We start from the raw sequence: 14674 nt of genomic DNA, 5'->3' as shown, positions 1-14674 counted from the left end.
CAACAATGAAAGGAAACTTGGTGGGTGATGACGGAGTCGAACCGCCGACATTCTGCTTGTAAGGCAGACGCTCTACCAACTGAGCTAATCACCCTTGTCGCTGCGTTTGCGAAGACGCTATTAAATCAAAAAAGCATCCGCTGCGCAAGCTTTATTTTTCAGTAGATCAGATATTTCCTTGTAAACTCCAGTTTTCAAAAGAAATAATTCTCTCCTGCCTACCTGCAACGACTAAAATATCATTCGGTTGCAGCTGCAAATCCAAGTCTGGGTTTTCTATTCTGCTTGTATTTCGGCGGATGAATAGCAGTTTGATACCTGCGTGGTCCAAAGGCAAATCACGGATGGTCTTGCCGATGGCGTGGGCTTCGCCTGTCAGAGGGAAGGCGTGGCGGCATATCGATTTACCTTCTTCGTCAAAACCGTTTTCATCATCGCTGCCGACAAACAAGCCTTCCAGAGAGGCGTAGCGGCTGTGTCGGATGTTGGCAATGGTTTGATAAACATGGTTGAAGGTCGCACCATTACCCAGCATGGCGTAGCTTGCCAGTACCAAGCTGGTTTCTTTGGTATCGGATACAGCTTCTTCCGCGCCCATATCCGTGAAGGTTTTGACGTAATCGTCATTGGTCGCGCGAACATACACAGGCATGCTCGGATGCAGAGACATGATGTTATCAAGAACATGCTGGGTTTCGTGCATATTGTTCAGGGTAATGACCACCATTTTGGCGCGTTCCAAACCTGCCGCCTCCAAGACTTCGCGCCGTTTGGCATCGCCGAATGAGACCGGTTCGCCGGCATTGCGTGCCACCTGAACCCTAGCGATATCAAGGTCGAGGGCGAAGAAGGGGATGTTTTCCTGAGATAAGACGCGTCCGACGGTTTGACCGCCGCGTCCGAAACCGATAATCAGGACGTGGTCGGATTTGCTCATGGTTTCCACCAACATGCTGTGCAAATCCAATGCCTTCATGTCCCAGCTTGATTTGACAAAACGGCTGACAATGGCATCGCTGCTGCCTAAAATAAATGGTGCAATAATCATGGACAACAGAATTGCTGCCGTAGCTGCCTGCTCCAGCTCAGGCGACACCATATTGATTTTGCTGGAGATGTTCAACATCACAAAGCCAAATTCGCCACCTTGTGCCAAATAGAGGGCTGTTTTCAAGCTATCCGCAATCGGATGCTTCATATGCAAAGCGATGAAAAAGACAACCAATGCTTTCAATACCAGCAGAATTGCCAGCAAAATCAGAATCTGCTGCCAGCCGCCGATTAGTGCCTGTATATCCAGTTTCATGCCGACTGTAATAAAGAAGAAGCCGAGCAAAATATCGCGAAACGGGCGGATGTCGTCTTCCACCTGAAAACGGTATTCCGTTTCCGAAAGCAGCATACCGGCGACGAATGCACCCAATGCCATCGACAAGCCTTCCAGTTCAGTCAGATAAGCTACGCCCAAGGTTACCAGCAGGACGTTGATCATAAACAATTCAGACGACTTGCGTTTGGCGACCATTCTGAACCAGCGCGACATTATCTTGCTGCCGATAACGAACAACACACCCAGCGTGACCAGCATTTTCAATCCGGCAAGACCCAGCGCGACCCACAGACTGCCTTCTTCGCCATTGCCCGACAACGCAGGAATCAGGATCATCAACGGTACAACGGCAATATCTTGCATCAATAAGACGCCCATCGCCATTTGACCGTGCGGCTGTCCCAACTCGGTTTTTTCGGACAGAATGCGGCTGACAATTGCCGTGGACGACATGGTCATTGCCCCGGCTGCGGCAAACGCCCAATTAAAGTTGACGCCCATCAGCATCAAAATGCCGATAATCGACAACATGGTCACAATGACCTGCAAGCCGCCCAGTCCGAACACCAAACGGCGCATGGCTTTGAGCTTGGGCAGGGAAAATTCGAGACCGATACTGAACATCAGGAATACGATACCGATTTCACCTAAATAATCAGTGGCATGGCCTTGCGGAATCAGCTTCAACATACCCGGACCGGCGATAAAGCCGACCAAAAGATAACCGAGCATGGAAGGGATATTGAATTTACGGCAATAAATCACCGTAATGACGGAAACGAGAAGGACGATAACGATGGGGGCGAGGGAAAAAGTTTCGTGCATAGAGCGGGCGGCCTTGATGTTTGTTGGGAAATGACTGTTTTATTTATAACAGGCCGTCCGAGCGGACGCGGAATAACATTCCGGCATTGTCGGGACGGAGCAGAGATATTGTATCAAAAAACCCTGTAAAATAATGTTCCTACGCGATAAATAATACCGAATAAATGAACATTTCGGATATTTCTGTTTCAGACGACTTACCAAATAAACTTTTATTCTCTCAATAAAATAAACATTAATAGGACATCCTCTATGCCCCCTACCCTTTGTCCATGTTCCCCTTCTCTCCCCTACTCTGAATGCTGCCACCCCTTCCATACTCATCAAACTCATCCGCAAACTGCCGAAAAACTTATGCGCTCAAGATACAGTGCCTATGTGTTACATAATATTGGTTATATCGTTGCCACCACAGTTCCCTCCCAGCAAAATCTGCTGAATCAAGAAGAAATGCAGCAATGGAGCCAAGGAATCCTTTGGCTGGGATTAGAAGTAATCCACCATATCCTCATCGGCAAACGCCACACCCAAGTTGAATTCAATGCCCATTTTCAACATGGAGCTGAAACGGCATGTCATCATGAACTATCTACATTCGTCAATATTGACGGATACTGGTACTTTATTGATCCAACCGTTCCGCTCCCGACAATGAAGCAAGCCTGCATCTGCGGTTCAGGAAAAAAATTCAAGGCATGCTGCGGACAATTTTTCAAATAAGGCAGGATACAAAATCACAAAGGTCGTCTGAAAAATATATTTCAGATGACCTTTTCATCTTCATAAGGCAACATAAAAACTTAGATAAAAAAACCATTCATACCAAGGGAGAAGTATGAATGGCCAATACATTGCGGGAAAACGTCTTACTTGCTGCACCGCCCAAAAGGGATAAAAGAGCGGTGTGTGTCAGCACTTTGCATTATATAAGCCTTAGTATTAAATGCTGTTAAGAAGTGAAATTTTTTGAATAAATTGCTCAGAATATAAGATAGGCGTTAGTTTATTTGGATAAACGGTATATTTTCTATTATTCATATTGGTTAATTTACAACACTTCATTAAATGTAGCTTCATGAAATTAAAATTCACAGCAGCATCCCAAACATTCGTATTACATACCTGCATCTTAAAAAAAGGCATCTCCTACTTATTGAAATCCATTTTCTGGAGAGGGTTTCATTATTCTTTTAATAGTTTCAATACTTAGATGTCACGAGCTTCACAACAAAAAAGCCCTGCATTGCAGGGCTTTTTTGAGATTCCAAAGCAAATTAACGTTTGGAGAATTGTTTTGCGCGGCGTGCTTTGCGCAGACCTGGTTTTTTACGTTCAACTTCACGAGCGTCGCGAGTAACGAAACCGGCTTGAGACAAGGCAGGTTTCAGCGCGGCGTCGAAGTCGATCAGGGCGCGGGTAATGCCGTGACGGATCGCGCCGGATTGACCGGTTTCACCGCCGCCGATAACGTTGACTTTGATGTCGAACGCTTCAGCGTTTTCAGTCAGAACCAAAGGTTGGCGAACAACCATGCGGCTGGTTTCGCGAGCGAAGAATTCGTCAACGGGACGACCGTTTACGATGATTTGGCCGGTACCTTTAGTCAGGAATACACGAGCCACTGAACTTTTGCGGCGGCCTGTGCCGTAGTAGTATTTACCGTTCATGTCGTGTCCTTATTTCAATTCCAAAACTTTGGGTTGTTGTGCAGCATGGGCGTGTTCCGCACCAGCGTACACTTTCAGTTTTTTGATCATTGCGTAACCCAATGGACCTTTAGGCAACATGCCTTTTACAGCTTGTTCCAAAGCGCGGCCCGGGAATTGCTCTTGCATTTCGCGGAAAGTACGCTCGTAGATACCGCCGGGGAAACCGGAGTGACGGAAGTATTTTTTGTCTTCGAATTTGGCGCCGGTTACACGCAGTTTGTCCGCGTTGATGACGATGATGTAGTCGCCGGTGTCAACGTGGGGGGTGTATTCAGGTTTGTGCTTGCCACGCAGACGGTGTGCGACTTCGGCTGCAACGCGACCCAGAACTTTGTCTTGGGCGTCGATAACGAACCATTCGCGCTTCACCTCGTGGGGTTTCGCTGAAAAGGTTTTCATAGTGGAAATCCAGATAGATATAGAAAGTTGTGAATTTTAAAGATGGGATTGGCTTTTGTCAATCGGATTGGGGGCGTCTGAAAGTGTTTTTTCTATGATGGCGGTTTTATGCATAGGGAGATGTTGTTTTTAAGCTGGAAAACATTACTGATGATTCAAAATATCGGGATGTGTTTTCAATTTTATGCTTGATTTTCAGACGACGTCGGAGCCGATGATAAATGAAAGCCATGCCTCACGGGCATGGCTTGATATGGGGAATCCCCGCGAGAGCCGTTTTGGCTGAATCCGCTTGAACCTTGTTGACAAGGCGGTCACCTCGGGCAGCTTCGGGTGCATCTAAGAATAGACACTCGCGCCCACTGCAACTCCCGGCAACCTTAAGCGAACTTATTGGTTCAAAGGAATATATGCCTTCGCGGACACCGCAGGGAAAAAGAAAAATCAGTTTTGTTCCAACCGCGCCAAAGCTTTTTGGCAGGCGTTGTTCATGTCAGTTATTTTACGCTCAAATTCGCCTATTGCCAAATCGTCTTTGAGTGTAATTTTAAGGAGATCGTGGACAACATTGAGCGCGGTCATAATGGCAATTTTATCGCTGCCGACAATGCGTCCGCTCTCTTTGATGGCGGCACTTTTTTTGTTGAGCATATCAACGGCTTGGAGCAGGGTATCTTTTTCTTCACTTGGGGTGTTGATGGTAAAATTGACATTCATGATGTCGAGGCTGACTTGTTCGATACTCATGGCGTGTCCTTATGATTGCGTTTCTTGCGGCAGGCGGGAAATGAGCTGGCGGATTTTTTCTGCAGTCCGCTCCAATGCGCTGCGGTATTGTTCTTTTTCGGCATTAAGATTGTCGATTTTGCCTTGAAGGTCTTCTTTGAGTTTGCCGACTTGCACGAGCAGTGCTTCGCTCAATTCGTCAACGGCGGCTTCGTGTTCGCGCTTTTGTTGTTCATGCTCGAGCTTGAGGCGGTCGATTTCTTCATTAAGGCGGCGGTTTTCACCAACAAGGGTTTCAAATTTTTGGACCAGCTGGTAAACGCTGACTTCCAAGGTGTCGAGTGATTGATTCATGTATAGGCTTCCGTATTGCTGCATGGTGGCAGGCGGTCAGGATATTAGGATGATGATGCAGGGATGTCAATCGCTGCCGAATCTTGAGGTCGTCTGAAACCTTTTGGCTTGATGTTTTCAGACGACCTTTACCGTTCGGTCTTACTCAAAGCGCGCGCTGCGCTCCATGAGTCTTTCTGCAACTTGTTGCGGGGTCATTTCCTTGCGGATGAGTTGCAACAGGGTTTGGGTGATGGGCATGTCGATTTGGTATTTCACAGCAGTGTTAAACACTTCTTCGATGGTGCTGACACCTTCGGAAACATGGCCGATTTCCACCAACACTTGATGCAGTTCTTTGCCTTCTGCCAAACCCAAACCGACACGGCGGTTGCGCGAAAGCGCGCCGGTACAGGTCAGGATAAGGTCGCCGATGCCGGCAAGCCCCATCATGGTTTTGGGCTGCGCACCCATAGCCATGGCAAGGCGGGTAATCTCGGCGAGACCGCGCGTAACCAGTGCCGCACGCGCATTGAGTCCGTATTCGAGGCCGTCGGAAAGGCCGGTAGCAATTGCCATCACATTCTTGACAGCCCCGCCGACAGCCACGCCGATCACGTCCGTACTGCCGTAAAGGCGCATTACGTTGGTGTTGAGCTGCGGCACCAATTCCTCAATCCACTCCTGATTTTCCGAGGCGATGACCACGGCGCAAGGCAGTTGTTTGGCGAGTTCTTGGGCAAAGCTCGGACCTGACAACACGCCGATTTTTTTGTTCTCAGGCAATACTTCTTTCAATACTTGGAAGGTCAACAGCCCTGTATCTTGTTCAAAGCCTTTGCAGGCAGCGAGAACGGGAACGTGGTCGGCATTGTATTGTTTGAGAAGTTCCGCGCTGCTTCTCAAACCCGCGACAGAAGTTACGACAAGGACGAGTTCGCTGTCTTTGAGCGCATCACCCAAATCGGCGTAAACGGTTAAGGATTCAGGGAAAGGGAAACCGGGCAGGCCGCGTTTGTTTTCACGTTCTGCCTGCAATGTACGGACTTGTTCGGGATTGCGTGTCCAAAGGGCGACTTCGTTGCCGTGGCTGGCAAAGTGCAGGGCAAGGGCTGTACCCCAAGAACCTGCGCCGATGACGGTGATTTTCATTGTATGTCTTCCAACGGTAAATTGTCGTTTAATTTAAACCAATCGGCTTGGCAGTGCAAGCGATAGAGACCTATTCAACATGAAAAACGCATGAAGGCGCAGGCGGCTATCACATATATTGCCTATCGCTATTGAAAAATTGATGTTGATTTACCGCAAAGGTCGAACCGTACTTACCGTCTATACTCCACGGATAAAAAAGCCGGACATATTAAACGGACGCAAATAAAACAAAATACCACTCCCTATGTTCGTCCGCCATCCATCACGGCAATTAACGGAAACGGTACTTATTCATAATAATATCCACTACAAAAAGGAACACGCCATGAACTACCGCAACACCCGACTACTCCTGTCGCTTGCCGTTTTATCCGCATTGGCCGCCTGTGGCGGACAAGAAAGCAAGGAACAAAAACCTGCTTCCGCACCGACCGAGGCCTCTGCCGTTCAAACGACCCCTGACGCAGCTTCAGCTGCCTCAGCAGCGTCCCAAGCTGCCGTTGACAGCAATGCCTCTCCTGAAGATCAAGAATTGCTCAAACGCGCGCAAGGCATCTTCAAACCGCTGCCAAGCGCCGAAGAAATGCAGAAACTGCGCCCGTTTACCGAAGAACAGGTCAAACTCGGCCATCAATTATGGTATGAGCCCCGCCTCTCCAAAGGCAACACCGTAAGCTGCAACTCCTGCCACAACCTCGCCACCGCAGGCGTGGACAACCTGCCGACCAGCCAAGGTCATAAAGGACAGTTCGGCGGACGCAACTCCCCGACCGCGTTAAACGCCGCCCTGCTCGGCATGCAGTTCTGGGATGGCCGTGCGGCTGACGTTGAAGAACAAGCCGGCGGACCGTTGGTGAACCCAGTGGAAATGGCAAACGACTCGCAAGAAGCAGCCACTGCCAAAATTGCCAAAATCCCCGAATATCAAGAACTGTTTAAAACCGCCTTCCCTGAAGACGGCGCAGTTTCCTTTAAAAACATCACCACCGCACTGGGCGCATTCGAACGCACCCTGCTGACGCCGACCAAATGGGATGACTACCTCAAAGGCAACGTCAACGCCCTGACCGAACAAGAGCGCAAAGGCGTGCGCGCCTTTATGGACAGTGGCTGTATCGCCTGCCACAGCGGCGTCAACCTCGGCGGCACAACTTTCCAAAAATTCGGTTTGGTTCAAGGTCCTTACTGGAAATTCATTGAAGATCCGAAACAAGACAAAGGTCGTGCCGACGTAACCAAAAAAGCTGAAGACGAATTCTTCTTCCGCGTACCAGGCTTGCGCAACGTCGCCAAAACTTATCCGTATTTCCACAACGGCAGCGTTTGGGAATTGGATAAAGCCGTTACCATCATGGGTAAAGCGCAGCTGGGTAAAGACCTGACTCCGGAAGAAACCGAAAACATCGTTACCTTCCTGAAAACACTGTCCGGCAGCGTTTCAGAATCTGCCCGCACCGTACCCGAACTGCCTTTGTCTGCTCCGATGGAATCCCATCCGAACAACAAATAAGCGGTCGATTTAGGGTAGCGGAACCCGTTATCCTAAATTTGTGCCATACCAAACGTCGTCTGAATAAAGTTGTCCTGCTTTTCAGACGACGTTTCGATTTATGGAAACGCAATATAGCTATCCCTTAGATATTCAAGCCATCATTCCTTAAAATACCGATGTCAGCCCTGTTAAGATTTCCAATAAACCCCTATCGTGGTTTATAATCCTTCTCTTACGAAACAGGGGTGCTGCCTGATGTTCAGGCGGCTGAGAAATACCCTTTACACCCGATCGGGATAATACCTGCGTGGGGAGTTTTCACGGATTCTGTCTTTCAGACGACCTTTTTTGATATGGGGTCGTCTGAAAAAGCAAAACGCTCCTGTTTCTTATTTTCAAACGAGAAAACAGGAGCATTTTTTATGACTACGCCAAAGAAAACCGCCAAAACCTCCGGCAACGAAGCGCGCGAGCTTGCCGACTTGAGCGAAGACATCGGCATCCGCTTCAAATATCCGAACTCGGAGCGCGTGTATCTGCAAGGCAGCCGCGACGACATCCGCGTGCCTTTGCGCGAAATCCGTCAGGACGACACCTACACGGCGCAAGGCACGGAAGCCAATCCGCCGATTCCCGTCTATGACACCAGCGGCGTGTACGGCGATCCGGCGGCACACATCGATCTGAAACAAGGTCTGCCGCACGTCCGCACCGCATGGCTGGACGAACGCGGCGATACCGAAATCCTGCCCAAGCTCTCCAGCGAATATGGCATCGAACGCGCACACGATCCGCAAACCGCCCATCTACGTTTCAACCAAATCACCTGCCCGCGCCGCGCCAAAGCAGGACGTAACGTAACCCAGCTCCATTACGCCCGCCAAGGCATCATCACGCCCGAAATGGAATTCGTCGCCATACGCGAACGCATGAAGCTGGACGAGCTTTTAAAACGACCCGAATACGCCAAGCTCTTGAAACAACACGCAGGGCAAAGTTTCGGCGCGAACATCCCGACCCATCCCGACCAAATCACACCCGAATTCGTGCGCCAAGAAATCGCCGCCGGACGCGCGATCATCCCCGCCAACATCAACCACCCCGAACTCGAACCGATGATTATCGGCCGCAACTTCCGCGTCAAAATCAACGGCAACTTGGGCAATTCCGCCGTCACCTCCAGCCTGACCGAAGAAGTCGAAAAAATGGTGTGGTCGCTGCGTTGGGGCGCGGATACGATTATGGATTTGTCCACCGGCGCGCACATCCACGAAACGCGCGAATGGATTATCCGCAACGCCCCCGTCCCCATCGGCACGGTGCCCATCTATCAGGCTTTGGAAAAAACCGGCGGCATTGCCGAAGATTTGACTTGGGATTTGTTCCGCGACACCTTAATCGAACAGGCGGAACAAGGCGTGGACTATTTCACCATACACGCAGGCGTGTTGCTTCGTTATGTGCCGATGACCGCCAACCGCCTCACCGGCATCGTATCGCGCGGCGGCTCCATCATGGCGAAATGGTGCCTCGCCCATCACAAGGAAAACTTCCTCTACACGCATTTCGACGAAATCTGCGAAATCATGAAAGCCTACGACGTCTCGTTCAGCCTCGGCGACGGCCTGCGCCCCGGCTGCATTGCTGATGCCAACGACGAATCCCAATTCGCCGAATTGCACACCTTGGGCGAATTGACCGCCAAAGCGTGGAAACACGACGTACAAGTGATGATCGAAGGCCCCGGCCATGTGCCGCTGCAACGCGTCAAAGAAAACATGACCGAAGAGCTGCAACACTGCTTTGAAGCGCCTTTCTACACCCTCGGCCCGCTCGTTACCGACATCGCCCCCGGCTACGACCACATCACTTCGGGCATAGGCGCGACCAATATCGGCTGGTACGGCACCGCCATGCTCTGCTACGTTACCCCAAAAGAGCATTTGGGACTACCCGACAAAGAAGACGTGCGCACCGGCATCATCACCTACAAACTCGCCGCCCACGCCGCCGATCTCGCCAAAGGCTGGCCGGGCGCGCAGTTGCGCGACAACGCTCTGAGCAAAGCGCGTTTCGAGTTCCGCTGGCGCGACCAATTCCGCCTCAGCCTCGACCCCGAACGCGCCGAGAGCTTTCACGACGAAACCCTGCCCGCCGAAGGCGCGAAAATCGCCCACTTCTGCTCAATGTGCGGTCCCAAATTCTGCTCGATGAAAATCACGCAGGAAGTACGCGACTACGCCGACAAGCAAAAAGCCCAGCAGCGGGGTATGGAAGAAAAAGCGGTAGAGTTTGTGAAGAAAGGGGCTAAGATTTACAGTTGATAGAAAGGTCGTCTGAAAAGTTTTCAGACGACCTTTGGGTTTTATTGGAAACCTGAAATTTTGGGCATATAGTGGATTAACTTTAAACCAGTACGGCGTTACCTCGCCTTAGCTCAAAGAGAACGATTCTCTAAGGTGCTGAAGCACCAAGTGAATCGGTTCCGTACTATCTGTACTGTCTGCGGCTTCGTCGCCTTGTCCTGATTTAAAGTTAATCCACTATATAAACCAATCTGCTCCATTTTTGACGGAGCTCCTATCCTCCGCAGCTATTCTAAGACAGGTGGAAATTCATCAAAAATTCCAAGAAACAGGTATTTGAAAAAGGCTTCCGAAATTCAAAAATAAATTCCCGCCACAATCTGTCCTTACGCAGGCAAAGACTGAAATGCCGACTGATGACAGGTATGGTATGAAAAACCAAATGAACCGGCTAAGCCGACCTTTAAAACCACTCAAGCTGACACAAACAAAAAAGCTGTATTCCTTAAGAAATACAGCTTTTTCAATATCACGATAAACTCGGATTATTCTTCAGAACCGGTGTAAGGACGGATGCTGACAGTTTTGCGGTTCAGCGCGCCTTTGGTTTTGAATTCAACATAACCGTCAACTTTGGCGAACAAAGTGTGGTCTTTGCCCATGCCTACGTTGTCGCCGGCGTGGAATTTGGTACCGCGTTGGCGGACGATGATGGAACCTGCCGGAATCAGCTCGCTGCCGTAGGCTTTTACGCCCAGGCGTTTGGCTTCTGAATCGCGACCGTTGCGGGTGCTGCCGCCTGCTTTTTTACTTGCCATTTGTAATACTCCTAAGTTTCAAAAATTAGGCGATTGCCACGATTTCGATTTGGGTGAAATTTTGGCGATGGCCTTGGCGTTTTTGGTAGTGTTTACGGCGGCGCATTTTGAAAATGCGTACTTTCTCGCCGCGACCATGGGCTACTACTTTAGCTGTTACTTTTGCGCCTTCGATAAAAGGAGCGCCAACTTTTACAGATTCGCCGTCAGCAATCATCAAAACTTCGGTCAGTTCGATTTGGCTGTCGAGTTCGGCTGGTATCTGTTCTACTTTCAATTTTTCGCCAACGGCAACTTTATATTGTTTGCCGCCGGTTTTTACGACCGCGTACATACTCAACTCCATGAGAATTATGGTTAATATTCCGCACACCATTGTGTGAAACACGGCATTCTATTGCTATTTACCTGTTTTGTCAAAGTTTATTTCATTTGTAGGGGTAAAGTTGTCTGAAAGATGTGTCAAACGGGCTTTGCTGCTATAATCGCGCGCTGGATTGCCGATATTTTTATGCGGCAATATTATTTCCGCCTTATACCCAACCCATTATTTATACGGCAAACCTACTTCGTTTTGCTGACTGAGAATGTGTTATGCTCGAAAACCTGCCTTATTTCCAACGTCATTTGCCTGAAGACCTTTCGCGGGTCAACGAGGTGATCAACCAAGCGGTTCAGTCTGATGTCGCGCTGATTTCGCAAATCGGTACTTATATTATCAGCGCCGGCGGTAAGCGTCTGCGCCCGATTATGACAATTTTGGCAGGCAAGTCGGTCGGTTATGATGGGGATAAATTGTATGCTTTGGCGGCAATGGTGGAATTTATCCACACTTCGACTTTGCTGCACGACGATGTGGTCGACGAAAGCGATTTGCGCCGCGGACGCGAAACGGCGAATAATCTGTTCGGCAACGCGGCGGCGGTGTTGGTCGGCGACTTTTTATATACGCGCGCTTTCCAGTTGATGGTTGATTCCGGCAGTATGCGCATTTTGGAAGTCATGGCGGATGCAACCAATATTATTGCCGAAGGCGAGGTCATGCAGTTGATGAACATCGGCAATACTGACATCACCGAAGCACAATATGTTCAAGTGATTCAATATAAAACGGCCAAACTGTTTGAAGCGGCCGCGCAGGTTGGTGCGATTTTAGGTAATGCCTCTCCTGAGCATGAGCAGGCGCTGAAAGATTACGGCATGTATGTCGGTACGGCGTTCCAAATTATTGATGATGTTTTGGATTATTCGGGTGAGACCGAAGAAATCGGTAAAAACGTCGGCGACGATTTGGCAGAAGGCAAGCCGACTTTGCCGCTGATTTATCTGATGCGCAACGGGGCGAAACAAGTGGCGGACGATGTGCGCCACGCTTTGGAAAATGCGGACCGCAGCAGTTTCCAAAAAATCCATGATTATGTTGTCCATTCCGATGCGCTGACATATTCGATTTCCGAAGCACGAAAAGCCGTTGAGCAAGCAGTGGCTTCTTTAGCGGTATTGCCCGACAGCGAAGTCAAGCAGGCGATGATTCAGTTGGCTGAGGAATCATTGGCACGGGTCTCTTAAATCCGATGAATTTCAGCTTCGTCCCGATGTTTCTGGTAACGCTGATTTTTCTTGGTGTCGTCAGCAACAACAACTCCATTACGATTTCAGCAGCAATTTTGCTTTTAATGCAGCAGACTGCTTTGTCGCAATATATTCCTTTCGTGGAAAAACACGGCTTGCATTTTGGGATTATTTTGCTGACAATCGGGGTCTTAAGCCCGCTGGTTTCAGGAAAGGTTCAAATTCCGCCGCTGTCGGAGTTCGTCAATTTTAAAATGATTGCCGCCGTATTAATCGGCATCCTTGTTGCCTGGTTGGCAGGACGCGGCGTACCGCTGATGAGCGAACAGCCTGTTTTAGTAACAGGTCTTTTGATCGGTACGGTCATCGGTGTGGCGTTTATGGGCGGCATTCCGGTCGGCCCGCTGATTGCCGCAGGATTATTATCGTTTATTGCAGGAAAAGTTTAACACGCTCGCCATAGTTCAACGGATAGAACGTATGCCTCCTAAGCGTAAAATACAGGTTCGATTCCTGTTGGCGAGGCCATTACTGCAAAACATGTCGCATTGAATACCCACCATCTGTAATCCGGCATTACCGAATTCTTGATTTACATTAAGACCAAAGTAAAATTTTCTCTGGTTATTTACATCCTTCTTTTTTCTCCATCTATTTTGCTATAATCACACCCAGTTCTCTTTTTCAGACGACCTTATCCCAAGATTCCCTGAAACCTCCATTCCATTAAATACAAAGGATGCCTTATGAGCTTACACAGCGATATTCTCGTCGTAGGTGCGGGACCGGCAGGACTCAGCTTTGCAGCCGAACTGGCCGGGAGCGGTTTAAAAGTTACTCTGATTGAAAAAAGTCCGCTTGAGGTTTTGCAAAATCCGCCTTACGACGGCAGGGAAATCGCCCTGACCCACCTGTCCCGCGAAATTATGCAACGCTTGGGCATGTGGGATTTGATTCCGAAAGACGAAATTTACCCCTTGCGCGATGCAAAAGTCTTGAACGGACAGTCCGATTACCAACTCCACTTCCCGCAACCGACCCAAGCGCGCGGCGAACCTGCCGACTGCTTAGGTTATCTGATTTCAAACCACAATATCCGCAAAGCCGCTTATGAAGTCGTATCCAAACTGGAAAACGTCACCATCCTGACCGGTACGGGCGTCAAAGAAGTCAAAACTTCCGAAGACGAAGCACAAGTCATCTTGGAAAACGGCGAAGTTTTGAGAGGGCGCCTACTCTTGGCAGCAGACAGCCGCTTCTCCCAAACCCGCCGACAACTGGGTATTTCCTCCGATATGCACGATTACAGCCGCACCATGTTCGTCTGCCGCATGAAGCATACCCTGTCCAACCAGCATACCGCTTACGAATGCTTTCACTACGGCCGCACCATCGCCCTGCTGCCCTTGGAAGAACACCTGACCAACACAGTCATCACTGTCGATAGCGACAAGGCAGACACCATCAAAAAAATGTCTCCCGAAGAATTGGCAGCCAGCGTCAAAGAGCAGCTCAAAGGCCGTTTGGGCGATATGGAATTGGTAAGCACCATTCACAATTACCCCTTAGTCGGCATGATTGCCCAACGCTTTTATGGCAAACGCAGCGCCTTAATCGGCGACGCTGCCGTAGGCATGCACCCTGTTACCGCACATGGTTTCAACTTAGGTCTATCCAGCGCGGACATCTTGGCAAAACTGATTCTCGAAGCGGAACAACGCGGCCAAGACATCGGCGCCGCCAGCCTGCTGGAAAAATACAGCACCAAGCATATGCTCCATGCCCAGCCGATTTACCTCGGCACCAATATGCTGCTGAAACTCTTTACCAATGAAACCGCTCCCGCCAAAATCCTGCGCGGCTTGGTACTGCGTGCCAGCAACAACTTCCCGCCACTGAAAAAACTGATTACCAAACAACTTACCGGCTAAAACTGACCGGCCAATCTGTTTAAACTCATCAAAAGGTCGTCTGAAACGCTTTGAACTGCACCCCAAAAGTTGGACACA

At 49.5% G+C, this 14674-nt stretch carries 14 protein-coding genes, 2 tRNA genes, 1 other RNA gene and 1 riboswitch; of the genes, 7 read left to right on the top strand and 10 right to left on the bottom strand.

The window, feature by feature from the left end; genetic code table 11:
• Nucleotides 1-18: 18 nt before the first annotated feature.
• Nucleotides 19-94: transfer RNA gene (locus tag NSCA4_RS0101395), tRNA-Val, on the bottom strand.
• Nucleotides 95-166: 72 nt separating this feature from the next.
• Nucleotides 167-2155: a monovalent cation:proton antiporter family protein gene (locus NSCA4_RS0101390; protein WP_016686484.1), complete on the bottom strand. Its 1989-nt coding sequence runs from the start codon at nt 2153-2155 to the stop codon at nt 167-169.
• Nucleotides 2156-2407: 252 nt separating this feature from the next.
• On the opposite strand from NSCA4_RS0101390, the gene NSCA4_RS0101385 reads away from it, so the two are divergent.
• Nucleotides 2408-2875, top strand: a complete 468-nt coding sequence (locus NSCA4_RS0101385; RefSeq protein WP_036537892.1) for a YchJ family protein — start codon at nt 2408-2410, stop codon at nt 2873-2875.
• A gap of 554 nt (nt 2876-3429) precedes the next feature.
• On the opposite strand, the gene rpsI is transcribed toward NSCA4_RS0101385, so the two are convergent.
• The 6 genes from rpsI to NSCA4_RS0101360 all read right to left on the bottom strand — a co-directional run bounded on the left by rpsI (nt 3430) and on the right by NSCA4_RS0101360 (nt 6474).
• Nucleotides 3430-3822: a 30S ribosomal protein S9 gene (rpsI, locus tag NSCA4_RS0101380; protein WP_003744048.1), complete on the bottom strand. Its 393-nt coding sequence runs from the start codon at nt 3820-3822 to the stop codon at nt 3430-3432.
• A 9-nt stretch (nt 3823-3831) separates the two neighbouring features.
• Nucleotides 3832-4263: a 50S ribosomal protein L13 gene (rplM, locus tag NSCA4_RS0101375; protein WP_003744049.1), complete on the bottom strand. Its 432-nt coding sequence runs from the start codon at nt 4261-4263 to the stop codon at nt 3832-3834.
• A 257-nt stretch (nt 4264-4520) separates the two neighbouring features.
• Nucleotides 4521-4700: non-coding RNA, 6S RNA (gene ssrS, locus NSCA4_RS13445), on the bottom strand.
• A gap of 7 nt (nt 4701-4707) precedes the next feature.
• Entirely contained in the window at nt 4708-5010 is a 303-nt protein-coding gene (locus NSCA4_RS0101370; protein ID WP_003744050.1) for a cell division protein ZapA, read from the bottom strand.
• Nucleotides 5011-5019: 9 nt separating this feature from the next.
• Complete coding sequence (locus NSCA4_RS0101365) at nt 5020-5343, bottom strand: hypothetical protein (RefSeq protein WP_016686482.1); 324 nt, start codon at nt 5341-5343, stop codon at nt 5020-5022.
• Between the two features lie 141 nt (nt 5344-5484).
• Entirely contained in the window at nt 5485-6474 is a 990-nt protein-coding gene (locus NSCA4_RS0101360) for an NAD(P)H-dependent glycerol-3-phosphate dehydrogenase (protein WP_016686481.1), read from the bottom strand.
• Nucleotides 6475-6802: 328 nt separating this feature from the next.
• Here NSCA4_RS0101360 and NSCA4_RS0101355 point away from each other — a divergent pair, with 328 nt between their 5' ends.
• Both NSCA4_RS0101355 and thiC read left to right on the top strand, forming a co-directional pair.
• The gene (locus NSCA4_RS0101355) at nt 6803-7987 is read left to right on the top strand and encodes a cytochrome-c peroxidase (protein ID WP_016686480.1); all 1185 of its coding nucleotides are present in this window, start codon (nt 6803-6805) and stop codon (nt 7985-7987) included.
• A gap of 213 nt (nt 7988-8200) precedes the next feature.
• Nucleotides 8201-8300: riboswitch (TPP riboswitch) on the top strand.
• A gap of 91 nt (nt 8301-8391) precedes the next feature.
• A complete protein-coding gene (gene thiC, locus NSCA4_RS0101350) occupies nt 8392-10293 on the top strand; it encodes a phosphomethylpyrimidine synthase ThiC (RefSeq protein WP_016686479.1) in 1902 nt (633 codons plus the stop codon).
• 527 nt (nt 10294-10820) lie between these two features.
• Here thiC and rpmA read toward each other — a convergent pair.
• Complete coding sequence (gene rpmA / locus NSCA4_RS0101345) at nt 10821-11093, bottom strand: 50S ribosomal protein L27 (RefSeq protein WP_016686478.1); 273 nt, start codon at nt 11091-11093, stop codon at nt 10821-10823.
• A gap of 25 nt (nt 11094-11118) precedes the next feature.
• Nucleotides 11119-11427, bottom strand: a complete 309-nt coding sequence (rplU, locus tag NSCA4_RS0101340) for a 50S ribosomal protein L21 (RefSeq protein ID WP_003763980.1) — start codon at nt 11425-11427, stop codon at nt 11119-11121.
• A gap of 260 nt (nt 11428-11687) precedes the next feature.
• Between rplU and NSCA4_RS0101335 the strand changes: the two genes are divergently transcribed.
• From NSCA4_RS0101335 to ubiM, 4 genes are all read left to right on the top strand, one after another.
• The gene (locus NSCA4_RS0101335) at nt 11688-12662 is read left to right on the top strand and encodes a polyprenyl synthetase family protein (protein WP_016686477.1); all 975 of its coding nucleotides are present in this window, start codon (nt 11688-11690) and stop codon (nt 12660-12662) included.
• A gap of 5 nt (nt 12663-12667) precedes the next feature.
• On the top strand, nt 12668-13114 hold the full coding sequence (locus NSCA4_RS0101330) for a DUF441 domain-containing protein (RefSeq protein ID WP_016686476.1): 447 nt from the start codon (nt 12668-12670) through the stop codon (nt 13112-13114).
• 4 nt (nt 13115-13118) lie between these two features.
• A tRNA-Arg gene (locus NSCA4_RS0101325) sits at nt 13119-13193 on the top strand.
• A gap of 218 nt (nt 13194-13411) precedes the next feature.
• Nucleotides 13412-14596 carry a 5-demethoxyubiquinol-8 5-hydroxylase UbiM gene (ubiM, locus tag NSCA4_RS0101320; RefSeq protein WP_016686475.1) on the top strand — a complete coding sequence of 395 codons (1185 nt, stop codon included), beginning with the start codon at nt 13412-13414 and terminating at the stop codon, nt 14594-14596.
• Nucleotides 14597-14674: the final 78 nt, after the last annotated feature.

The organism is Neisseria sicca 4320, from assembly GCF_000193735.1.
In the GTDB taxonomy this organism is placed as follows: domain Bacteria; phylum Pseudomonadota; class Gammaproteobacteria; order Burkholderiales; family Neisseriaceae; genus Neisseria; species Neisseria sicca_E.
The sequence above is the reverse complement of the archived record's forward strand: the minus strand, read 5'-3'. Positions and strand labels throughout refer to the sequence as shown.

Coding starts and splice junctions, on each gene's coding strand:
- NSCA4_RS0101390 (WP_016686484.1), bottom strand. CDS start 2,155: ATGCACGAAACTTTTTCCCTCGCCCCCATCGTTATCGTCCTTCTCGTT.
- NSCA4_RS0101385 (WP_036537892.1), top strand. CDS start 2,408: ATGCCCCCTACCCTTTGTCCATGTTCCCCTTCTCTCCCCTACTCTGAA.
- rpsI (WP_003744048.1), bottom strand. CDS start 3,822: ATGAACGGTAAATACTACTACGGCACAGGCCGCCGCAAAAGTTCAGTG.
- rplM (WP_003744049.1), bottom strand. CDS start 4,263: ATGAAAACCTTTTCAGCGAAACCCCACGAGGTGAAGCGCGAATGGTTC.
- NSCA4_RS0101370 (WP_003744050.1), bottom strand. CDS start 5,010: ATGAGTATCGAACAAGTCAGCCTCGACATCATGAATGTCAATTTTACC.
- NSCA4_RS0101365 (WP_016686482.1), bottom strand. CDS start 5,343: ATGAATCAATCACTCGACACCTTGGAAGTCAGCGTTTACCAGCTGGTC.
- NSCA4_RS0101360 (WP_016686481.1), bottom strand. CDS start 6,474: ATGAAAATCACCGTCATCGGCGCAGGTTCTTGGGGTACAGCCCTTGCC.
- NSCA4_RS0101355 (WP_016686480.1), top strand. CDS start 6,803: ATGAACTACCGCAACACCCGACTACTCCTGTCGCTTGCCGTTTTATCC.
- thiC (WP_016686479.1), top strand. CDS start 8,392: ATGACTACGCCAAAGAAAACCGCCAAAACCTCCGGCAACGAAGCGCGC.
- rpmA (WP_016686478.1), bottom strand. CDS start 11,093: ATGGCAAGTAAAAAAGCAGGCGGCAGCACCCGCAACGGTCGCGATTCA.
- rplU (WP_003763980.1), bottom strand. CDS start 11,427: ATGTACGCGGTCGTAAAAACCGGCGGCAAACAATATAAAGTTGCCGTT.
- NSCA4_RS0101335 (WP_016686477.1), top strand. CDS start 11,688: ATGCTCGAAAACCTGCCTTATTTCCAACGTCATTTGCCTGAAGACCTT.
- NSCA4_RS0101330 (WP_016686476.1), top strand. CDS start 12,668: ATGAATTTCAGCTTCGTCCCGATGTTTCTGGTAACGCTGATTTTTCTT.
- ubiM (WP_016686475.1), top strand. CDS start 13,412: ATGAGCTTACACAGCGATATTCTCGTCGTAGGTGCGGGACCGGCAGGA.